This window comes from Candidatus Margulisiibacteriota bacterium, assembly GCA_028706105.1.
Taxonomy (GTDB): domain Bacteria; phylum Margulisbacteria; class Riflemargulisbacteria; order GWF2-35-9; family DYQY01; genus DYQY01.
On record JAQWCF010000035.1, the window covers coordinates 1 to 17,980 of the forward strand.

Below are 17,980 nucleotides of genomic sequence, written 5' to 3' on the forward strand. Positions count from 1 at the left end.
ACGAACGAGAATTCTCCCTTGGTTAGATAGAACAGATGAGATGTCATTACAATCAGTTTAAACTAACGGCTGAAAAACCTGCATTGGTTACACCTAAAGATTATCCGAAAATATTGCCAAATAATGGAGAGCCTCAAGGTTGGGGGCTGGGACTATTTTTTTCTAGACAGATTAGTGACATTTTTAGGGAAGGAAGCCAAGGTGGTGGTGGTTTGTATCAGTCGTTAGGTAAGTTTTATATCAGGATTGAAGGAGATAGGGCAGTGGCTACAGACTTAACGGACTATGAATTTGGGAAAAGTGTGCCAATAAAGATGTTTTCGCCTACAAGTGGTTTATGGAATCCTGTAACAAATAGATCAGAAGGAGGAAATCCAGTAAATACTTTTAATACTGTACATTTGGACCTTGGATCAGCTAACGGAATATATTCAGCAGGGCAAGGGATGTTAGCTAATAGTGATTCATCAAATACTCATAGCCCAAACAATAATTTATAAAACTATTTTATTCCCTCATGCAAGAAACATACTCTTATCCGCGTTATATTTATGTTAGAAAATTAAAATAATGGGCATCATATAGAAAAGTAAATATTTTAGGGGGTGTGAATAGTGACAAGTTTATCACTACAAGAAGTTTTTGATGGAATAAACAAAGGAACAATTCTTACTGAGAGTGAATATGTAGAAAAAAAGAATAAAGAACAAGTAAATGATGCTAATTTCTTAGAATTTATTAATGTTAACGATAATTTTAATTATATAAAAATAAAAAATATTACTATATAAGGAGGTAAAAAATGGCTTCAAGTGGAATGGAAATGGGATCAATTAGTATTAAGTATGATAAGAGTCCTATTAAAGAGTTGTTGAATGGACAAAATCCTTTACAAGTTACAATTGGTGGTCAGACCAGACAAACTCATGCTTTTGAGACTCCTGTTGATGTTAAAGGCAGTTCATCTCAAAAAATGGCAAAAATTACTATTTCAAATGGAGAGGGTATTCATAGGTCTTCTGTTGATCAAATGACATTTTTTGTTTCAAAAGATGGGACATTATATTCAAGAGGGCCAATATCGGGTGGTAATAATGAAGCTGGAAACAATATTTTCAGAGAAGATAAGGGACCAGTTGAAAAATTAGTTGATAAAAATGGCAAACCAATAGTATTAGACAGTTCTTCTCTTGTAGCAGTTTCTAAACATGTAGGTTGGTCAAAATAGATTCTTTTAAGTAACTAAATAAAAAAGCCCACGCCTTAGGCGTGGACTTTTTACTTATCCCATTACTACGTCTATCTTATGTTCTTTCCCATCAGTAAAAGCAGGAGCAATATTACCTGCTAATTCTTTACCATCAACTTTAAAGGATTTAATGCCTTTAGAAACATTGTTTGGATTCTTAACATTTATCTTGTAAGTAGCTCCTCTAAATTTTCTAACAGCAGAAAGTTCATTCCATTGTTTAGGTATACAAGGATTAATCCTTAACCCTAAGTGAGTTGGTTGAATCCCACAAATATACTTTGTAGCTGCTTGGTATGTCCAAGACGATGTTCCAGATAGCCAACTATTTCTAGCTAAACCAAACTGTGGGTGTTCATCGCCAAGAATGTTTTGAGGATATGAATATGGTTCACATTCAAAAGAATCGATAATATCGTTTTTGGAGGCTGGATTGATTTGGTTATAGTATTGGAATGCTCTGTCACCATTACCCATCATTGTTTCAGCAATCATTACCCAAGGATTAGAATGAAGGAAGATTCCTCCATTTTCTTTGGCTCCGGGAGGATAAGTAGACACTCCACCAATTCTCCAGTCAAATCCATTATAGCCAGGTGTGCTTAACTTAATGCCAAATTTAGTATTCAGCTTTTTGTTTACTGCTTCTAGTGCTTTTTTAGCTCTTTCTTCTGTAGCAAAACCAGAGAGAATCGGCCATGATTGACCGTTAGTGTAGATTTGTCCTTTTTTGTTTTTGGAAGAACCGATTGTAGAGCCATCTTCTTGAAAGTAGCGAACATACCATTCGCCATCCCAGCAATGTTTGTTATAGTTTTCTTTCATAGCTTCATAGTCTTTTTTATAGGCCTCAACAGACTTATTGTCATTCATATATTCCAGTAATTCTATTAATTCCTTTAGTGCCCAACCGTAAAGGTTGGCATTGAACATACTTTCCGCATTGCCTCTTAGGTTAACAGTGTCATTCCAGTCTGCGAAACCAAGTAGAGGAAGTCCATGTTTGCCAGTGTTAGTTTTTGTGAAGTTAACAGATCTTTTTAGATGTTCCAATACTGTTCCTTTTTCCCTTTTTGCTACTGCAGTACATTTTTCATAGAAAGGAATTTCTTCACTGAGGAAATCATAATTACCAGTTTCTTTTAAATAAGCTGAAACAGCTAATACTATCCAAAGATGGTCATCACCGTAATATTTATGTCCTTCGTCTTCTCTAGAATCACCTTCATTCGCTTCCATAGTAAGAGGAAAATATTGATGCATGGCTGAACCATTGGGCTTTTGTACGCTCAGTAGATTTGTTATTAGTTTTTTTCCGTTTTCTGGCATATTGGACATGATGCCCATTGTGTCTTGCGAACTATCACGGAAGCCAATGCCTCTGTCAGAACCAAGCCCAAGTTGATATAGGGACAGGTATCTGGACCAGTTATAAGTTGTGTGACACTGTCTTGGATTATGAACGTTTACCATGGAATTAAATGCTTTGTCTGGTGTTTCTATTTGCTGACAAGAGAAGTAGTCAGCCCAAAAAGCTTTTAGGTCAGTAAACGCTTTGTCTACATTTTTTTCTTGTCTGAATTTTGTGATTATTGGCATTGCCATTTCAATGTTATCTTGTTGTGTAAGCAAAGTTATTACTCGAACGGTTTGTCCTTTTTTAATTCTCCCCATTTTGTGAAGTAGTGCACTAATGTTGTCGCCTCTTCTTGTTTCATAGTTAGAGAGTGAAGTCTCTTGTAAAGCAAGAGGGTTTTTCCAAGTTCCATACTCGTTATCACCAAGAAATTTTTTTCTATCTGTTTCAAAGGAATCAACTTGATGATTTGAGGTAAAGACATTAACTGCAGTATCTCTTTTCATGAAAGCATATTGTTTATGGATTACAGTACCTTCTTTTTCTTTTATAGCATCTACTGTCATTGTTTGTGGAACCCAGTCAGCGTTAGTAAATTGCTTTAATGAGTCAAAATGAGTGTATTCAATAACAGGAATTATGTCCAATTCAACATCTTTATCGTTCAAATTAGTTACTTTGATGTCTCGGATAACAACTTGTTCCTTTGCTGGTACAAATATTTTGACTTCTGTTCTGATTCCATAGAATTCAGAAATTATAGTTTGGTATGAGCAACCTACATGGCATTCATAGCGGTCATATTTGTCTAGAGTAGGAACAAAGAAAGGAGAAAATACTTTGTATCCATCTTTTTCTTTAATTCTAATGTACAGAGTTTCGCCCTTGAAGTCAGAGGAGGGTAGCTGAGGAATATATTTAACAATTCTATTTAATGCTGGGTCTTTTTTGCAAATTATTGATCCACCGGTGTGGTCTACAATACCACCGAAATCTAACGTTCCTACATAGTTTATCCACTTTACCGGTGTTTTGGGGTTTGTTATAACATATTCGTTATTTTCATCATCAAAATATCCATAATTTGTCATTAATTACTCCTTGAGATTATTTATAAAAAAGCCCTGATTAACAGGGCTTTTTTGTTGTTTTACCAGCTTGGTTCTATGCAGATAGCACCAAACACTTTTTGACCATCTTTTGCACCTTGATAGAAAGCTTTGTTCGAAGCATATCTAATTTTTGCAAAAGTAAAAAACTTGTTCAAAGGCTTAAGCTTGAGAACAGGCTTGAAATACAGTACAGAGAAAAACAATAACGACAGAATAGAAATGTTTGATACTAGGGCAAGGCTTTCAACGGAACTAAAGATTAAACGTAAGATTAGGGCAAGAATAGCTACAGTAAAGGATAATCTCATCATATGAAAGTTGCCTATATGGATAATTCCTTTTGGAAGAAAAGGTAGCATAAATTTTATTTTGCCATATTGGATATAAATTTCTAATCCTTTTGTTTTAGCATGCTTATTGATTAGAAGTGGATGGCCATAGCCATAACCATAATATTGCTTTTTGAAGAGGTCTAAACTTGCTCTGTGCATATGGCTTACCACTGCTTCTTTAGCAAAATAAAGCTTATAACCAGCTTCCATTATTCTTAAGGAAAAGTCTACATCTTCACCAGTTGGTTGGTCCCAGAATTCTCCACCAATTTTTTTGATAGCTTCTGTTCTCACTGCGAAGTTGGCAGTTGCAAAGAAAGGACTATTATCTCCGCCATTAACTTCATGAGGGTATCCTTTTGTGATTGTTGGCATCATTCCAGATTCTTGTATCCCACATCTACCTCTTGGGCTTAAGAAAAAGGTTTGTTCACAATAAGCTTCTGTCCAATTATTAGGGTCTACTCTAAGTGTTAGTACTTCTCCACCAACGCCACCTATTTCAGCGTTTTTGAAAGGTTTCACCATTTGGTATACCCAATCAGCTTTGGGAGCACAGTCACCATCTGTAAATAGTACGTATTCACCGGTTACTTCTAGTATAGCAGCATTTCTAGCATGTCCTGGAGTTTTGCAGTTTTTTACTTGAACAAATTTTACCCATTTGTTTTTCTTTTGAAAATCTTTAATGATATCAACAGTTGTGTCAGTTGAATCGCCGTCTGCCATAATTAGTTCCATTTTTTCTCTTGGATAATCAATATTACTCATATATTCAAACGTTGTTTTTAGTGTTCTTTCTGAATTTCTAACTGGAATTATTATTGAAATCATTGGCTCAAAATTCTTTTGTGCATTTTTATTTTCTACCATTTATATAGCTCCTTAAATTTTACTTAAGATTTGTCTCGTATAGAGTATTGGAAAACAGAGGTTTAGTCAATAATGAAGTTACTGATTGAGGTATTTTTTGCAAATAGAGTTTGGTGATTTTAGTATTTTTGAGCCTCTTGTTATTTTGCAAAGACTCAGATGGTGTTCGCTTGCTATTTCTCTCTGACTTTTTCCTGAATTTATATCTTTCATCAATTGCCATCTGAGTGTAATGGAGATTCTTTCTTTATCTGTGAGTATTTCTTCTAGAAATTTTTTCATCTCATCTTTATTTGTGATGGAAGCAAAGATATTGATAAGTTCATTGTAGTTGTTTGTCATAATATTTTCCTTAGTTACTCTATATAGTAACATGCTGAAATAATAAATCCCAGCCTAGGCTGGGATTTATTATTAATTCAACTATTTTAAGTAAACAGGTCTATGAGTATAAGACGTATGAAGTAGCTCATGTGCCTTATGACTATTTGGATGGTCTAAAAATTCTTCATAAACCTTTTGAACCATTGGATTGTGGTGAGAACATCTAGCTTTGGATTTTTTATCATCATTGTAGATGCCTTCAGTTCTTTTTTTTCTAATAGTGTTTGTTACACCATAAGGTTGTCCGCCACCACCAATACATCCGCCCGGACAAGCCATAACCTCAATAAAATGCCAAGGAATTTCTTCTCCGTTTTCTTTGGCTTTTTTCACTTTATTCATTACTTTCTTCACATTACTTAAGCCATGGGCAACAGCCACCCTAACTTTAGTTCCTTTAATGTCAATTTCTGCTTCTTTGACGCCTTTTAGTCCTCTAACAGGCTTAATATCAACGTCCGCTAGATCTTCTTTGGTGATTAAGTAATAGGCAGATCTAATAGCTGCTTCCATGACTCCACCAGTAACGCCAAAGATTGTTCCAGCTCCAGAGTATTCACCAAGAAGACTATCAGCTTTTCCTTCTTTTAGGTGATCAAAGATTACTCCAGCGGACTTTGTCATTCTGACTAGCTCTCTAGTTGTAATTACAACGTCGGTGTCTTGAATTCCACTTGCTGACATGTTTTCATCTCTGGAGATTTCATATTTTTTTGCAGTACAAGGCATAACAGATACCATGAAAATATCTTTTGGATCTAAGCCATTCTTCTCTGCGTAGTAGGTTTTAGCCAAAGCACTAAGCATTTGTTGAGGTGATTTTGCTGTTGAGAAATTTTCAATCATACATGGATAGTATTTTTCTAAGTAATCTACCCAACTTGGACAGCAAGAAGTTATTAATGGAAGGCTGGCAGGGTTATTTAAGAACTTATCTACAAACTCGGCACCTTCTTCCATAATTGTGAGGTCAGCTGAGAAGTTTGTATCAAAAACAGCTTTAAAACCTAATTGTCTTAATAATGTATATATTTTGTTGGTAACGATTTCCCCTGATTCATAATCAAATCCTTCGCCAAAAGCAACTCTTACTGCTGGTGCAAATTGTACAACAGCATGTTTAGTTTCGTCGTGAAGACCATCCCAAACTTTATCAACTTCGTCCTTTTCCACAATTGCACCAACAGGGCAGTGTGCACTACATTGTCCACATTTTACACAAGGGCTGTCATTTAGCTGAAGGTCTCCAGCAGGAGCAATATTCATATCGAAGCCTCTGCCAATAAACTCCAACGCCCAAACATCTTGCATATCTTGGCATACTTGCACGCATCTTCCACAGGAAATGCATTTCTGTCGATCGAGGATTAAAGAGGTTGTGGAGCTATCAATAGCTTTTTGTTTAAGTTGAGGAGCAAAGTTTTGTTCTCTTATTCCAAATTCTTTGGCTAGTGTTTGTAGTTCACATTTACCATTACGTTGGCAAGTCAAACATTCGTTAGGGTGATTAGAAAGAATTAATTCCAGCACGATTTTTCTGATATTATATAATTCAGCATCATGGGTAGTAATTTCCATACCTGCTTCAGCGTTAGTAGCACAGGCTCTAACCTTCTTGTTCATTCCTTTTATTTTAACAATACAAAGTCCACAAGAAGCTGTAGGTAATAAGTCTTCGTGGTAGCATAAGGTTGGTATCTTAATGCAAGCTTGTTTGGCTGCATCTAGGATAGAGGTTCCTTCGGGTACTTCAACTTCGATTCCGTTTATTTTAACTTTTATCATCTTTTCAGTCATTTATTTCTCCTTATCCTTTGATGACAGCATCAAATTTACAAGCAGTAACGCAAGCGCCACATTTGATGCATTTTGATTGATCAATTATATGTACCTGTTTGACTGTGCCAATAATTGCATTAACAGGACATTTTCTAGCACATGCAGTACATCCAATACATTTGTCAGCAACAATAGTAAATGTCATAAGTGACTTGCATTTGCCAGAACTACATTTTTTCTGTTCGATATGTTCACGGTATTCTTTTTCGAAATACTTTAAGGTAGACATAACTGGATTGCTAGCTGTTTGTCCTAAACCGCAAAGAGAAGCGTTGTTCATTGCTATTGAAATATCTTTTAGGTTTTTAATGCTTTGCTCTGTGCCTCTACCACAAGAAATATCTTCTAAGATAGATAGAAGTTGTTTGCCTCCGATTCTGCAAGGAGCACATTTTCCACAAGATTCATCAACAGTAAATTGTAAATAGAACTTTACAATATCAACTATACAATCGTCTTCATCCATAACAATTAATCCACCAGAACCCATCATAGAACCAATAGCTACTAGATTGTTATAATCAATAGGAGTATCTAAGTATTGTTCAGGAATAACTCCACCAGATGGTCCGCCGGATTGAGCCGCTTTAAACTTTTTATCATCTTTAATGCCGCCACCTATATCATAAATAATTTCTCTTAGTGTTGTTCCCATTGGTACTTCAATTAACCCAGAATTATTTATTTTTCCAGTTAAAGCAAACACTTTTGTTCCCTTGGAGTTGTCTGTGCCAATTTTGTTAAACCACTCGGCACCTTTGGTAAGAATAACAGGTATATTAGCCCAGGTTTCCACATTATTAATACAAGTTGGTTTATCCCAGAGTCCTTTAACGGAAGGGAATGGTGGTCTAGGGGTAGGCATTCCTCTACTACCTTCTATAGAGCGAAGTAGTGCAGTTTCTTCTCCACAAACAAAGGCTCCTGCTCCAAGTCTTATTTCAATATCAAAACTAAATTCTGAGCCTAAAATATTGTCTCCAAGTAGTCCTAGTTCTTTGGCTTGGTTTATCGCTATTTCCAATCTTGTAATAGCTAATGGATATTCTGCTCTTATATAGATAAACCCTTTGTTAGCACCGATAGTTTTTCCGCAAATAGTCATAGCTTCTAGAACTGAGTGAGGGTCGCCTTCCAGTGTGCTTCTGTCCATATAAGCACCAGGGTCGCCTTCATCCGCATTACAAACAACATATTTTTGGTCAGCATTTTCTTGTTTTGTTAAATTCCATTTTAGCCAAGTAGGAAAGCCGGCTCCACCTCTTCCTCTGAGTCCAGATATTTTTAGTTCATTGATAATATCCTCAGGAGACATTTCAAAGATAGCTTTTTCAAGAGCTACATATCCCTCTCTTGCTATATATTCGTTAATGTTTTCAGGGTCAATAATTCCACAGTTTCTTAGAACAATACGGAATTGTTTTTGGTAAAACTCGATATCTTCTATCTTCACTCTCCCTTGATCTTCGGAAGGCTTGTATTCTAGTCTGTGTACAGGGCGACCTTTAATTAGATGTTCTTGAACAATTTCTTTAATATCTGCAGGTGTTACTTTTACATAAAAAGTTTCACTAGGTAATATTTTGATAATAGGTCCTTGTTCACAAAAACCAAAACAACCAGTTTTTACTATTTGTACCTCATTTTTAAGATTGTTATCAAAAATTTCTTTTTGTAGAAGTTTATACATTTCATCGGATTTGCTAGACTCGCAGGCGGTTCCGCCACAGATAAGTACGAAGGTATTGTATGCCATTTTATATTCCTTTCTTTAATTGTCTATGATATCCATAGCAGGCTTATCCTGAATATGGTCATCTAATAGTTCTTTACCAATGATGTGTTTTAAGACTATTTTTTTTGCAATATCTTTATTGACGTTGCCATATACAATTGTAGGCATTCCAGGAACAATTATTTCAACAGTTGGCTCAACATTGCAAGCGCCCATGCAACCAGTTTGCTTTACTTTGACATTTGTAAGACCATGTTCGTCTAATGCTTCAACAAAAGAATTTAGCGTGTCTTTTGCTCCAGCTGCAATTCCACATGTTCCCATGCCAATAATTATGGAGCTATTATCCTGTTCGTTGTTTCTTCTTGAATATTCTTGTACCTTTTCTCCGCGGAGTTTTCTAAGGTCATCCAGTGTAAGTTTGCTCATTTTTTACCTCCTATAAAATATTATCTTTTAAATATTTTTTTAATAAACTAAGGGACTCTGATGTATTAATATCACCCAAAGCTTCTACTAATTCTTTTTTTGAAAAAGATGTCTTTTCTGTTTCCTTATATTCTTGAATGGCAAGGTTAAATTCTCCGGGGAAATTAATTAAGGATAGATAGGTAATAATTTTATCTCCAATAGGAGGGGTGTCAATATTTTTTGTATTAAAAGAAAACTTGATAGTTGTTCCTTTATCTTTTTCTGATTGAATGTATATTTCTCCTTGTGACTGTTGAATCCCTTGGGCAAGAAAGGGAAGCCCGAGTCCAACATCTCTTTCATGTTTTTTGTCGCTGTCAGTATAAAAGGGATCTAAGACTTTTTTAATAGTTTCTTCGTCCATACCTTTACCATTATCTGTGATAATTACTTCAATAATGTTATTGCTATCCTTGAAGTCAATAGAAATAAGGCTCGCTCCAGCTTCAATGGAGTTTTGCGTGATGTCTGTAATATAGTCACAAATAGTATGATGCATTTTAATTATATTTTTTTAAAATCGCAGGGATTTCCTCTGTGTTAAGTTTTCCGTATACTTGTTTGTCAATAATCATAACTGGGGCAAGTCCGCAACAACCCACGCATCTCAACGCTTCAAGTGAGAAGTTGCCATCTTCGGATGTGCCATTAACTGGTATACCAAAATTTGTTTCTAATTCATCAATAATGTCTTGTCCACCTTTTAAATAGCAAGCAGTTCCCATGCAAACTTGTATTTGGTGTTTTCCTGGAGCTTTTAGCTTGAAATAATGATAGAAAGTTATTACGCCATAAATTTTAGCTAAATTTACATCTATCATTTCTGTTAATTTCAAGGCTGCTTGTCTTGGAACGTATCCAAATTCTTCTTGGACTTTATGGAGAATCATGATTAGATTTCCCGGCTTGTCCTTCCATTCTGCTATGTATTCGTTTAATTCTTTAGAAAAGTTGATCTGTTCTGACATTGTCGCCTCCACCTTAACGATAATTTTATATAGTGTATTATAGTACTAAGTTGTATTTATCTGCAATATAAAAGTTTGTTTTTGGCTTTTTTATGAGAATTATGAGCATTAAGGTGCTTTAATATTTGATATAATATTTATTTATTGTTACAATAAGGAACATTAAAGGCATTATGGAGGATTTAAATGACATTTAATAAAGAGTTGGTTGTTAGATTGTTGAGGTATAAAAATGCCTTGCTTAAGCTCAAGAACTTGGGTGTGCTGAAAGTTTTCTCTGATAATATTGCAGACACTGCTGGTGTTACGGCGTCTCAGGTGAGAAAAGATTTTTCTTTACTTAAGATTGCAGGAAACAAACGAGGTGGCTATCAAATTGAAGAACTTTTAGATGATATTACTAATATTGTTGGACCAACAAGTGGAGAAAGTATTGTAGTTGTCGGTTGTGGGAACATTGGCCGAGCGCTTATGAATTACAAAGGATTTCATAGTGAGACATTTGAGATGATAGCCGGATTTGATATTAGCCCAGAGGTAGTAAATAACGAAAACAGTTGCAAGGTATATGGCATGGATAAGCTAGAAGAGTTTGTCTCAGTTAATAATATCAAAGTAGCAATTATTTCAGTCCCAGACAATGTTGCTGCAGAGGTATACGACAAGTTAGTTAAAATTGGAGTTAAGGGTTTTCTTAATTTTGCTAGAGTTAATTTAAGGGAAATTGAGGGAGTTTTTGTGAATAATGTTAATTTGGAATTAAATATTGAAAACTTATTTTATTATATTAATTTTATGGAAAAAGGAAAAAGCATATGATTCCAGACCGAAGACCGATATCGTTATTAGAAATCACCTCAAGACTAGACCTACAAGTAATCAATCAAACTGCTGACTTAGATTCAATTATTATCCATCATATAATCGCTTCAGATTTAATGAGTGATGTATTAGTGATAGGTAACGAGGTTAATCTCCTTATTACTTCTTTAGCAACAGACCAATCAATTAGAACTGCAAGTATCATGGACATGTCAGGTGTTATCATTGTTAATGGTAAAGAAATCACCGAAAATATGAAAGAATTATCCAAAGAGCTTGGTATAAACTTATTTTCTTCGGATCTTACTAAGTATGATGCCAGTTGTTTTTTATATGATCTTCAGAAAGGCAGGTAGTTATGCCAGTTAATAAAAGTATTAAGTTATTTCAAGAAAATTCTCCTTCAATTTTACTAGATGTCATTTATCGCTCCAAAATCAAAGATATTATGTCAAGAAAGCTTATTACTTCGTCACCAAAGGCAACCATTAAAGAAGCAAAAACACTTATGAAGGAAGCCGAAGTTACAGGTATCCCTATAGTTGAGAACAATGAGTTGGTGGGGATGATTAGCATTGATGATATTTTTAGGGCAATTGATGGTAATTATATGGAACAATTAGTTGAGGACCACATGTCCACAGACGTAATTGTTTTAGAGGATGATATGCCTCTTGCTTTTGGAATAACATATTTTGAAAAGTTTAAGTATGGCAGATTTCCAGTAATTGATAAAAACAAAAAACTGGTTGGAATTATCACGAGTAGAGATATTTTACATGAACTTCTTTATCAGTTAAACCAAGAAGTAGCTAGGTTAGAAAGTGAAATAAGGAGTGAAGCTGAGCCAGATTTAATTACTTTGAGAGAAGTTTATAAGATAAAAAAGATGGATTTTTCTAATGCTGGGAAGGCTTCAAATGAAATAAAAAAATTGTTAAAAGAAAGAAATTTTGATTCCAAGCTTGTCAGAAGAGTATCCGTTGCTGCTTATGAATTAGAGATAAACATAACAATTCACTCAGATGGTGGTGAATTAGAGTTTTATTTAGATAAAGGAAAGGCAGTTGTCATCGCCAGAGATAATTCTCCAGGAATCGAGGATGTGAACAAAGCCTTAAAACAAGGGTTTTCTACTGCTGATAACACAATCAAGTCTCTTGGATTTGGTGCTGGAATGGGTCTTCCCAATGTTAAGCGCGTTTCAGATGAGTTTAGTATTTCTTCAGAAGCAGGAAAAGGCACGATTGTCCAAGCCACTATCATGATTAAGGAAAACAAATAGAAGAAGGGAGTTATAATGAAAATCTCAGATTTAGTTAAAGTTAGCGAGTTGACATTAGTCCAGCCAGATTATGAGGATGCTCCGGTTTCTGCAGGTTATACTTCTGATTTATTGAGTGATGTTATGGCAAATGCTAGTGAAGCAGGTGTTTTAATTACGATTCAGGCACACAAAAACACTTTAGCAGTTTGTAAACTTTTGGAGATACACTCTTTGATTATTTGTAATGGCCGAGAAACAGATGACGAGTTTATGTCTATAGCCAAGAGGGAACGAGTAGCAGTTTTTGTTACAGATTTAAATCAATTTCAAGCAAGTGTTCTCATTGGTCAAATGCTTTAATTTATGGATAAGCAATCGATTATTGAATTAAATCAGCTTGGTTTAGCTGATTTGCATATTCATTCATGTCTTTCTCCTTGTGCAGATTTATATATGTCTCCAAGGTTTATTGCAAAAAATGCGGTGGAGAGAGGGCTAAAGATGGCTGCACTTACAGACCATAATTCTTCTCAAAATTGTCCTGCCTTTAAGTATGAGTGCGAAAAAGTTGGAATAGTACCTCTTTTTGGTATGGAATTAAATACTAAAGAAGAAATTCACGTTCTATGCATAACGGATCAACTAGAGAGAGCTTTAGCTTTTGATAAAATAGTTTCAGAAAAAATATCCAAATTTGAAAATGATCCATTGGTATTTGGTGACCAACCAGTTGTTAATGAAAAGGAGGAGATTTTATATCAGATTCCTTATTATTTAGGTAATGCAGTTAATATCTCTATTGACCATATTTGGGACTATCTTGATCCAAATCATTGGTTAATTATCCCTTCGCATATTAACAGACAAAGAAACAGCTTGATTACTAATTTAGGCTTTATTCCCGACCTACCTTTTGATGCCGTTGAAGTTGCCAAAGCCAACGACGATGGTAGGAAAATGTGGGGTAATTATATAGTTGTTCGTAATAGTGATATGCATAGACTGGATTTTTAATAATTATCATATTATTATCTCTGTAAGATGAATTCTCCAAAGCTCTCTACCTTTACTGGCGTCTTTACTCCCAACATCCTGACAATTATTGGTGTTATAATTTTCTTAAGGTCTGGCTTTGTGGTTGGTAATGCTGGATTATTGTCTGCTTTATTAATCTTAGTTCTTTGTCATGTTGTTTCTGTTATTACTACCTTTTCCTTGGCATCTATTGCTACCAATATGTCTGAGGTTAAAGGCGGAGGCATTTATTACCTTATTTCTAGAAGCATTGGAGTGGGTCATGGTGGGGCAATTGGAATTATTTTATATTTAGCTCAGACTATTTCGGTATCTATGTATATTATTGGTTTTTGTGAGGTAATTGTTAGTCTTTTTCCAGGTCTTGTTGAATTTCAAAAGCTGTTAGGATTGATTACTTTAGGGGTTTTGTTTATTCCTGCTTATAAAGGAGCAGATATTGCTAGCAAGGTGCAAGTTTATATTCTTGCAGCCTTGGGGTTGTCTTTGCTGGTATTTTTTGTAAGTTCTATTATCCAGTTTGATCAAGGTATTTTTTTAAGTAATCTTCAGCCTGCCTATCTTCCAGGAATAAGCTTTGGGCTTATGTTTGCTTTGTTCTTTCCAGCTGTAACTGGGTTTACTCAAGGAGTGAGTCTTTCTGGTGTCTTAAAAACACCTCAAAAAAGTATTATGATTGGTACTTTTTTAGCAGTATTTGCTGGGTTTATAGTTTATTTTATAGCAATTATTTTGCTTGCAGGAACTGCTAGTAGAGAACAGCTATTAACCGATTATTATGTCATGCAAACAATTTCCTTTATTCCTGCGATGATTATTCTTGGCGTTTTCGCTTCTACTATTTCTTCTGGATTAGGTAGTTTCATGGGTGCTCCGCACATCCTTCAGGCTTTTTCTAAAGATAAAATTCTTCCTTTTATTGAGTTTTTTGCGGTGGGAAGCAAGAAAACAGGCGAACCAAAGCGCGCGGTTATTATGACATTTATTATTGCTGCTATTGCTATTATTGTTGCTGACTTAAACTCTATTGCCCCAGTAATCACAATGTTTTTTCTTATTTCTTATGGGATGATGAACTACTCGACTTTCATCGAGTCTTATTCAAAAAACCCATCTTTCAGACCAAGCTTCAAGTACAACCATTGGATTGTTTCACTCATTGGTGTTGTTGTGATTGTAGTTGTTATGCTGATTATTGATGTTGTTAGTGCGGTGGTTGCTTTTTTAATCTTATTTGGACTTAATAATTATTTAAGTAGAAGCAAAACAAAAAAACAATTTAAGGATTCTAGAACAGGGTATTATTTTCAGAAGATTAAGGAATATATGATTAAGCTTCAAAGCCAACCAATCGAAATGAAAAACTGGAGACCACAAATATTGCTTTTAACAGGCAAGCCAAAAGATAGAATAGACCTGATTAAGTTTGGAAAAACCATTGAAGCGAGTAAAGGAACAATCTCTTTGCTTTGGGTTCTTCGTAACTACGAAGGTAATCCATTAAGGGCTAAATTTAAGGCTGAAAAAGAGCTTTTGGATTATACAAAGAATGAAGAAATCAAGACTCTTGGCGATGTCGTGGTTGCTGATAATTATCTGGAAGGATTAAAGGTAATAGTTCAAACCTATGGTTTCCAAGGATTTAGGCCAAATACACTACTTTTGGGGTGGTCGGATAAAGAAGGTAAAGAGAGAGAAGATTATCTAGAAATCATTAGATTCGCCAACATGTATGGGAAAAACATTGCCATCTTTGATGGCTCAATGGACTTTCTGTTGGATTCTTCCAAAACTTCAGTTGTTGATGTTTGGTGGAGAGGTGAAGCAAACGGAGCTCTTATGCTGATGCTGGCCCATTTACTTGTTCATGGTAATAAAATTAAGAATGCAAAGCTCAGGTTGATGAGAAGTGTTGATGATAAGTTGAAAATTAACCAAGCAGAAGAAGAACTTGAAGACTTATTAGTTTCTTCTAGAATCGATGCAGAGGTTTGTGTTGTCTTAGATACAGAGGAAGTCTGTTGTTCCATAAGCACATATTCTAAGGATGCGGATGTCGTTTTTTTGGGACTATCTTTCGGAGAAGATGGTAGTGATTTTTTAAAACAATACAATCCATATAGAGAATCTTTTAAGAGCATTGTTTTAGTTAAAAGTAGCGATAAGTTGAAGTTAGAGGAGTAGTTATTTTTTCCAAAACTTTGGAGTTAAAATAATAATTACGGTATATATTTCTAACCGACCAACCATCATTAAAAATGCTAGAAAATATTTAACACTCATAGGTAATCCTGCATAATTATCCAGCGCACCAACCAGCCCTAGCCCTGGACCAACATTGCCAAGACAAGCGGCAACAGCGCTAGTTGAGGTGATTATATCTATATTATAGAGAGTTAGAATTAACGAGGAGACGATAAAGATTAAAAAGTAGAGGAAAATAAAAATTGAAATATTTTTTATGATATTTTCAGGTACAGCCTGTTTATTGATTTTAATTTTATAGATCATTTTTGGATGAAGAACCTTGGTAATTTCTTTGGATAAACTTTTTCCCATTACTAGTATTCTTCCCATCTTTACGCTACCAGAAGTAGAACCGGCCATAGCTCCAAAAAACATTAGAAAAACCAGCAAGAACTGGCTGAAGTGAGGCCAGAGTTCATAATTAGCGCTGGCAAACCCAGTAGTTGTAATGATAGACATTATTTGAAATCCAGCTAAGCGAATGTTTTCTAAAAAATTGCCACCAAGATGATATTGAACATTAAACATAACAAAGGCCCAGGCTACAAGAATGATCGCAATGTAGAGTTTTAATTCACTGTTATGAAGGTAGTTAAACTTTCTTGTTCTCAGAAAATTGATATGCAAGGTTAGATTGAGTCCGGCAATAAACATAAATAAAATGATTATCCATTCAGCAGCAGGGTTATGAAAGCTGATGATAGACAAGTTTTTTGTGGAAAATCCTCCTGTGGACATGGTAGTAAAAGAATGGTTAATGGCATCGAAAAGGCTCAGTCCTGTTAATTTTAAAAGAAGAACCTGCAAGGCGGTTATTGCAATATAGATGAGCCATATAATTTTTGCTGTATCTTTTATTCTCGGTAGGACTTTTTCTTTAGTAGGGCCGGGCATTTCAGAATTAAAGAGCCTTACAGCACCTAGTCCAATTTCTGGTAGCACCGAAATAGCCAGGACGATAATTCCTATGCCTCCAATGTACTGGGTAATAGAACGCCACAATAAAATAGCGTTTGGTGTTCCTTCAATCTGCGTCATAACTGTAGCTCCGGTAGTTGTAAGTCCAGACATTGTTTCGAAAAAGGCATCACCAAAGTTGCTAAATGTTCCAGCAAAAAGATAAGGTATGCTACCAATAACAGAATATAGAAGCCAGCCCAGAGCAACTATTAAAAATCCATCTTTTAACGAAATATCTGCAACTCTTCTGGTTAATAATTGAAAAGAAAAACCAATGCCTAAACTAAAAAAAATAGTCATAATGAAAGGCGTTACATCGCTACTACTGTCAAAAAAAGCATAAATTAACGGTACGATTATAATAACCGAAAAATATGTAAGCATTTTTCCAAGAACGAAAAATATACTCCTAGGGTTCATTAGTCGATTAATTCCTCAATGTCCTTTTGGGAATGTTCTCTGGCAAAGATGACGACTTTATCTTTTACGCTACATTTATAATCACCAGAAGGGATAAGAGTATTGTTATTTTGTTTTATAATTCCACCAATTATTAAGCTACTTGGAATAGTGATATTTTTTAATTTATTTTTTGTTAAAGCACATTCTTTCGTAATTTCTTGTTCAACTATTTCAATGTTAGTTTCTGGAAGAGCATAAAATGATGTAATGTTTCCACCTCTGACGTGTTGAATGATTTCATTGGAAACACTTACTCTTGGTGCGACAATATGGTCAATTCCTAATTGGTTAATTAGCGAAACATAGTCAGGTCTTTTCATTAAGCAAATAGTTTTTTTTGCTCCATTATTTTTAGCTAAAATGCTAGCTAATAGATTTTTTTTATCATCTATGCCAGCAGCGATAAACATGTCTGTGTCCTGAATGCCTTCTTCCAATAGGAGACTTAGTTCTGTTGCATCGCCTTTGATAACTATTGTCGAGTCAAGTTGTTCAGATATTTCTTCACATCTTGCCTGGCTTGTTTCAATAATAACAACATTAGAATAGATATCTTCCAATTTTTCTGCCACGTTAACTGCAATTTGTTCTCCACCCATAATTATAACTTTTTTGTTTTTGTTTTTAACGGGCTGAAGAGTTGCTAATAATTTCTTGATATCATTGCGATTAATCATAATATAGATGTGGTCTTCTTCCGTGAGGATGAAGTCGCCTTTTGGAATAAAATTTGTTTCTTTTCTGACTACAAGCACCACCATAAAAGGGAAATTCCATATTTGTTGTTTTAAGATACTTAATTGTTTATCTTTTAATTGCGGGTGGTCTTTAGTGTCTAGACGAATAAGTTGCATTCTTCCTTTACTG

The 17,980-nt window shown here is 34.9% G+C and carries 19 protein-coding genes; 9 read left to right on the forward strand and 10 right to left on the reverse strand.

Annotation, left to right across the window (positions count from 1 at the left end; genetic code table 11):
* Positions 1 to 35 precede the first annotated feature (35 nt).
* The 3 genes from PHF25_05030 (at position 36) to PHF25_05040 (ending at position 1,228) form a co-directional block, all read left to right on the forward strand.
* A complete protein-coding gene (locus PHF25_05030; GenBank protein ID MDD4527384.1) occupies positions 36 to 500 on the forward strand; it encodes a hypothetical protein in 465 nt (154 codons plus the stop codon).
* A gap of 114 nt (positions 501 to 614) precedes the next feature.
* Positions 615 to 791 (forward strand): hypothetical protein, encoded by a 177-nt coding sequence (locus PHF25_05035; protein ID MDD4527385.1) that lies wholly within the window; start codon positions 615 to 617, stop codon positions 789 to 791.
* An 11-nt stretch (positions 792 to 802) separates the two neighbouring features.
* Positions 803 to 1,228 carry a hypothetical protein gene (locus PHF25_05040; protein MDD4527386.1) on the forward strand — a complete coding sequence of 142 codons (426 nt, stop codon included), beginning with the start codon at positions 803 to 805 and terminating at the stop codon, positions 1,226 to 1,228.
* A 54-nt stretch (positions 1,229 to 1,282) separates the two neighbouring features.
* Here PHF25_05040 and PHF25_05045 read toward each other — a convergent pair whose 3' ends face one another.
* From PHF25_05045 to PHF25_05080, 8 genes are all read right to left on the reverse strand, one after another.
* The gene (locus tag PHF25_05045) at positions 1,283 to 3,697 is read right to left on the reverse strand and encodes a glycosyl transferase (protein ID MDD4527387.1); all 2,415 of its coding nucleotides are present in this window, start codon (positions 3,695 to 3,697) and stop codon (positions 1,283 to 1,285) included.
* 59 nt (positions 3,698 to 3,756) lie between these two features.
* The gene (locus tag PHF25_05050; GenBank protein MDD4527388.1) at positions 3,757 to 4,923 is read right to left on the reverse strand and encodes a glycosyltransferase; all 1,167 of its coding nucleotides are present in this window, start codon (positions 4,921 to 4,923) and stop codon (positions 3,757 to 3,759) included.
* A gap of 78 nt (positions 4,924 to 5,001) precedes the next feature.
* On the reverse strand, positions 5,002 to 5,265 hold the full coding sequence (locus PHF25_05055) for a Trp family transcriptional regulator (protein ID MDD4527389.1): 264 nt from the start codon (positions 5,263 to 5,265) through the stop codon (positions 5,002 to 5,004).
* A gap of 81 nt (positions 5,266 to 5,346) precedes the next feature.
* Complete coding sequence (locus PHF25_05060) at positions 5,347 to 7,104, reverse strand: NADH-dependent [FeFe] hydrogenase, group A6 (protein MDD4527390.1); 1,758 nt, start codon at positions 7,102 to 7,104, stop codon at positions 5,347 to 5,349.
* Positions 7,105 to 7,114: 10 nt separating this feature from the next.
* Positions 7,115 to 8,902 (reverse strand): NADH-quinone oxidoreductase subunit NuoF, encoded by a 1,788-nt coding sequence (locus PHF25_05065; GenBank protein ID MDD4527391.1) that lies wholly within the window; start codon positions 8,900 to 8,902, stop codon positions 7,115 to 7,117.
* A 15-nt stretch (positions 8,903 to 8,917) separates the two neighbouring features.
* Positions 8,918 to 9,310, reverse strand: coding sequence for a (2Fe-2S) ferredoxin domain-containing protein (locus PHF25_05070; GenBank protein ID MDD4527392.1), 393 nt, complete (start codon positions 9,308 to 9,310; stop codon positions 8,918 to 8,920).
* 10 nt (positions 9,311 to 9,320) lie between these two features.
* Complete coding sequence (locus tag PHF25_05075; protein ID MDD4527393.1) at positions 9,321 to 9,851, reverse strand: sensor histidine kinase; 531 nt, start codon at positions 9,849 to 9,851, stop codon at positions 9,321 to 9,323.
* A gap of 1 nt (position 9,852) precedes the next feature.
* The gene (locus tag PHF25_05080) at positions 9,853 to 10,320 is read right to left on the reverse strand and encodes an NAD(P)H-dependent oxidoreductase subunit E (GenBank protein MDD4527394.1); all 468 of its coding nucleotides are present in this window, start codon (positions 10,318 to 10,320) and stop codon (positions 9,853 to 9,855) included.
* A gap of 186 nt (positions 10,321 to 10,506) precedes the next feature.
* Between PHF25_05080 and PHF25_05085 the strand changes: the two genes are divergently transcribed.
* Genes PHF25_05085 through PHF25_05110 form a run of 6 tightly spaced genes read left to right on the forward strand, consistent with a single transcriptional unit; the run spans position 10,507 to position 15,628 of the window.
* Positions 10,507 to 11,139: a redox-sensing transcriptional repressor Rex gene (locus PHF25_05085; GenBank protein MDD4527395.1), complete on the forward strand. Its 633-nt coding sequence runs from the start codon at positions 10,507 to 10,509 to the stop codon at positions 11,137 to 11,139.
* A complete protein-coding gene (locus PHF25_05090; protein MDD4527396.1) occupies positions 11,136 to 11,498 on the forward strand; it encodes a hypothetical protein in 363 nt (120 codons plus the stop codon). Before PHF25_05085 ends, PHF25_05090 begins: the two co-directional genes overlap by 4 nt.
* A gap of 2 nt (positions 11,499 to 11,500) precedes the next feature.
* Positions 11,501 to 12,427, forward strand: a complete 927-nt coding sequence (locus PHF25_05095) for a CBS domain-containing protein (GenBank protein MDD4527397.1) — start codon at positions 11,501 to 11,503, stop codon at positions 12,425 to 12,427.
* Positions 12,428 to 12,442: 15 nt separating this feature from the next.
* Positions 12,443 to 12,769: a hypothetical protein gene (locus PHF25_05100; protein MDD4527398.1), complete on the forward strand. Its 327-nt coding sequence runs from the start codon at positions 12,443 to 12,445 to the stop codon at positions 12,767 to 12,769.
* A 3-nt stretch (positions 12,770 to 12,772) separates the two neighbouring features.
* Positions 12,773 to 13,423 (forward strand): PHP domain-containing protein, encoded by a 651-nt coding sequence (locus PHF25_05105; protein ID MDD4527399.1) that lies wholly within the window; start codon positions 12,773 to 12,775, stop codon positions 13,421 to 13,423.
* Between the two features lie 27 nt (positions 13,424 to 13,450).
* A complete protein-coding gene (locus tag PHF25_05110) occupies positions 13,451 to 15,628 on the forward strand; it encodes an amino acid permease (protein MDD4527400.1) in 2,178 nt (725 codons plus the stop codon).
* Here PHF25_05110 and PHF25_05115 read toward each other — a convergent pair whose 3' ends face one another.
* Both PHF25_05115 and PHF25_05120 read right to left on the reverse strand, forming a co-directional pair.
* Positions 15,629 to 17,071, reverse strand: a complete 1,443-nt coding sequence (locus PHF25_05115; protein MDD4527401.1) for a TrkH family potassium uptake protein — start codon at positions 17,069 to 17,071, stop codon at positions 15,629 to 15,631.
* Positions 17,071 to 17,980, reverse strand: a 910-nt coding sequence (locus PHF25_05120) for an NAD-binding protein (protein ID MDD4527402.1), incomplete at its 5' end; no start/stop codon positions are given. The genes PHF25_05115 and PHF25_05120, both read right to left, overlap by 1 nt.

What these genes read in the sequence shown, in the direction of transcription:
- PHF25_05060 (MDD4527390.1), bottom strand. Translation starts at nt 7,104, where the DNA reads ATGACTGAAAAGATGATAAAAGTTAAAATAAACGGAATCGAAGTTGAA.
- PHF25_05095 (MDD4527397.1), top strand. Translation starts at nt 11,501, where the DNA reads ATGCCAGTTAATAAAAGTATTAAGTTATTTCAAGAAAATTCTCCTTCA.
- PHF25_05065 (MDD4527391.1), bottom strand. Translation starts at nt 8,902, where the DNA reads ATGGCATACAATACCTTCGTACTTATCTGTGGCGGAACCGCCTGCGAG.
- PHF25_05040 (MDD4527386.1), top strand. Translation starts at nt 803, where the DNA reads ATGGCTTCAAGTGGAATGGAAATGGGATCAATTAGTATTAAGTATGAT.
- PHF25_05105 (MDD4527399.1), top strand. Translation starts at nt 12,773, where the DNA reads ATGGATAAGCAATCGATTATTGAATTAAATCAGCTTGGTTTAGCTGAT.
- PHF25_05055 (MDD4527389.1), bottom strand. Translation starts at nt 5,265, where the DNA reads ATGACAAACAACTACAATGAACTTATCAATATCTTTGCTTCCATCACA.
- PHF25_05090 (MDD4527396.1), top strand. Translation starts at nt 11,136, where the DNA reads ATGATTCCAGACCGAAGACCGATATCGTTATTAGAAATCACCTCAAGA.
- PHF25_05050 (MDD4527388.1), bottom strand. Translation starts at nt 4,923, where the DNA reads ATGGTAGAAAATAAAAATGCACAAAAGAATTTTGAGCCAATGATTTCA.
- PHF25_05110 (MDD4527400.1), top strand. Translation starts at nt 13,451, where the DNA reads ATGAATTCTCCAAAGCTCTCTACCTTTACTGGCGTCTTTACTCCCAAC.
- PHF25_05100 (MDD4527398.1), top strand. Translation starts at nt 12,443, where the DNA reads ATGAAAATCTCAGATTTAGTTAAAGTTAGCGAGTTGACATTAGTCCAG.
- PHF25_05045 (MDD4527387.1), bottom strand. Translation starts at nt 3,697, where the DNA reads ATGACAAATTATGGATATTTTGATGATGAAAATAACGAATATGTTATA.
- PHF25_05085 (MDD4527395.1), top strand. Translation starts at nt 10,507, where the DNA reads ATGACATTTAATAAAGAGTTGGTTGTTAGATTGTTGAGGTATAAAAAT.
- PHF25_05115 (MDD4527401.1), bottom strand. Translation starts at nt 17,071, where the DNA reads ATGAACCCTAGGAGTATATTTTTCGTTCTTGGAAAAATGCTTACATAT.
- PHF25_05075 (MDD4527393.1), bottom strand. Translation starts at nt 9,851, where the DNA reads ATGCATCATACTATTTGTGACTATATTACAGACATCACGCAAAACTCC.
- PHF25_05030 (MDD4527384.1), top strand. Translation starts at nt 36, where the DNA reads ATGAGATGTCATTACAATCAGTTTAAACTAACGGCTGAAAAACCTGCA.
- PHF25_05070 (MDD4527392.1), bottom strand. Translation starts at nt 9,310, where the DNA reads ATGAGCAAACTTACACTGGATGACCTTAGAAAACTCCGCGGAGAAAAG.
- PHF25_05080 (MDD4527394.1), bottom strand. Translation starts at nt 10,320, where the DNA reads ATGTCAGAACAGATCAACTTTTCTAAAGAATTAAACGAATACATAGCA.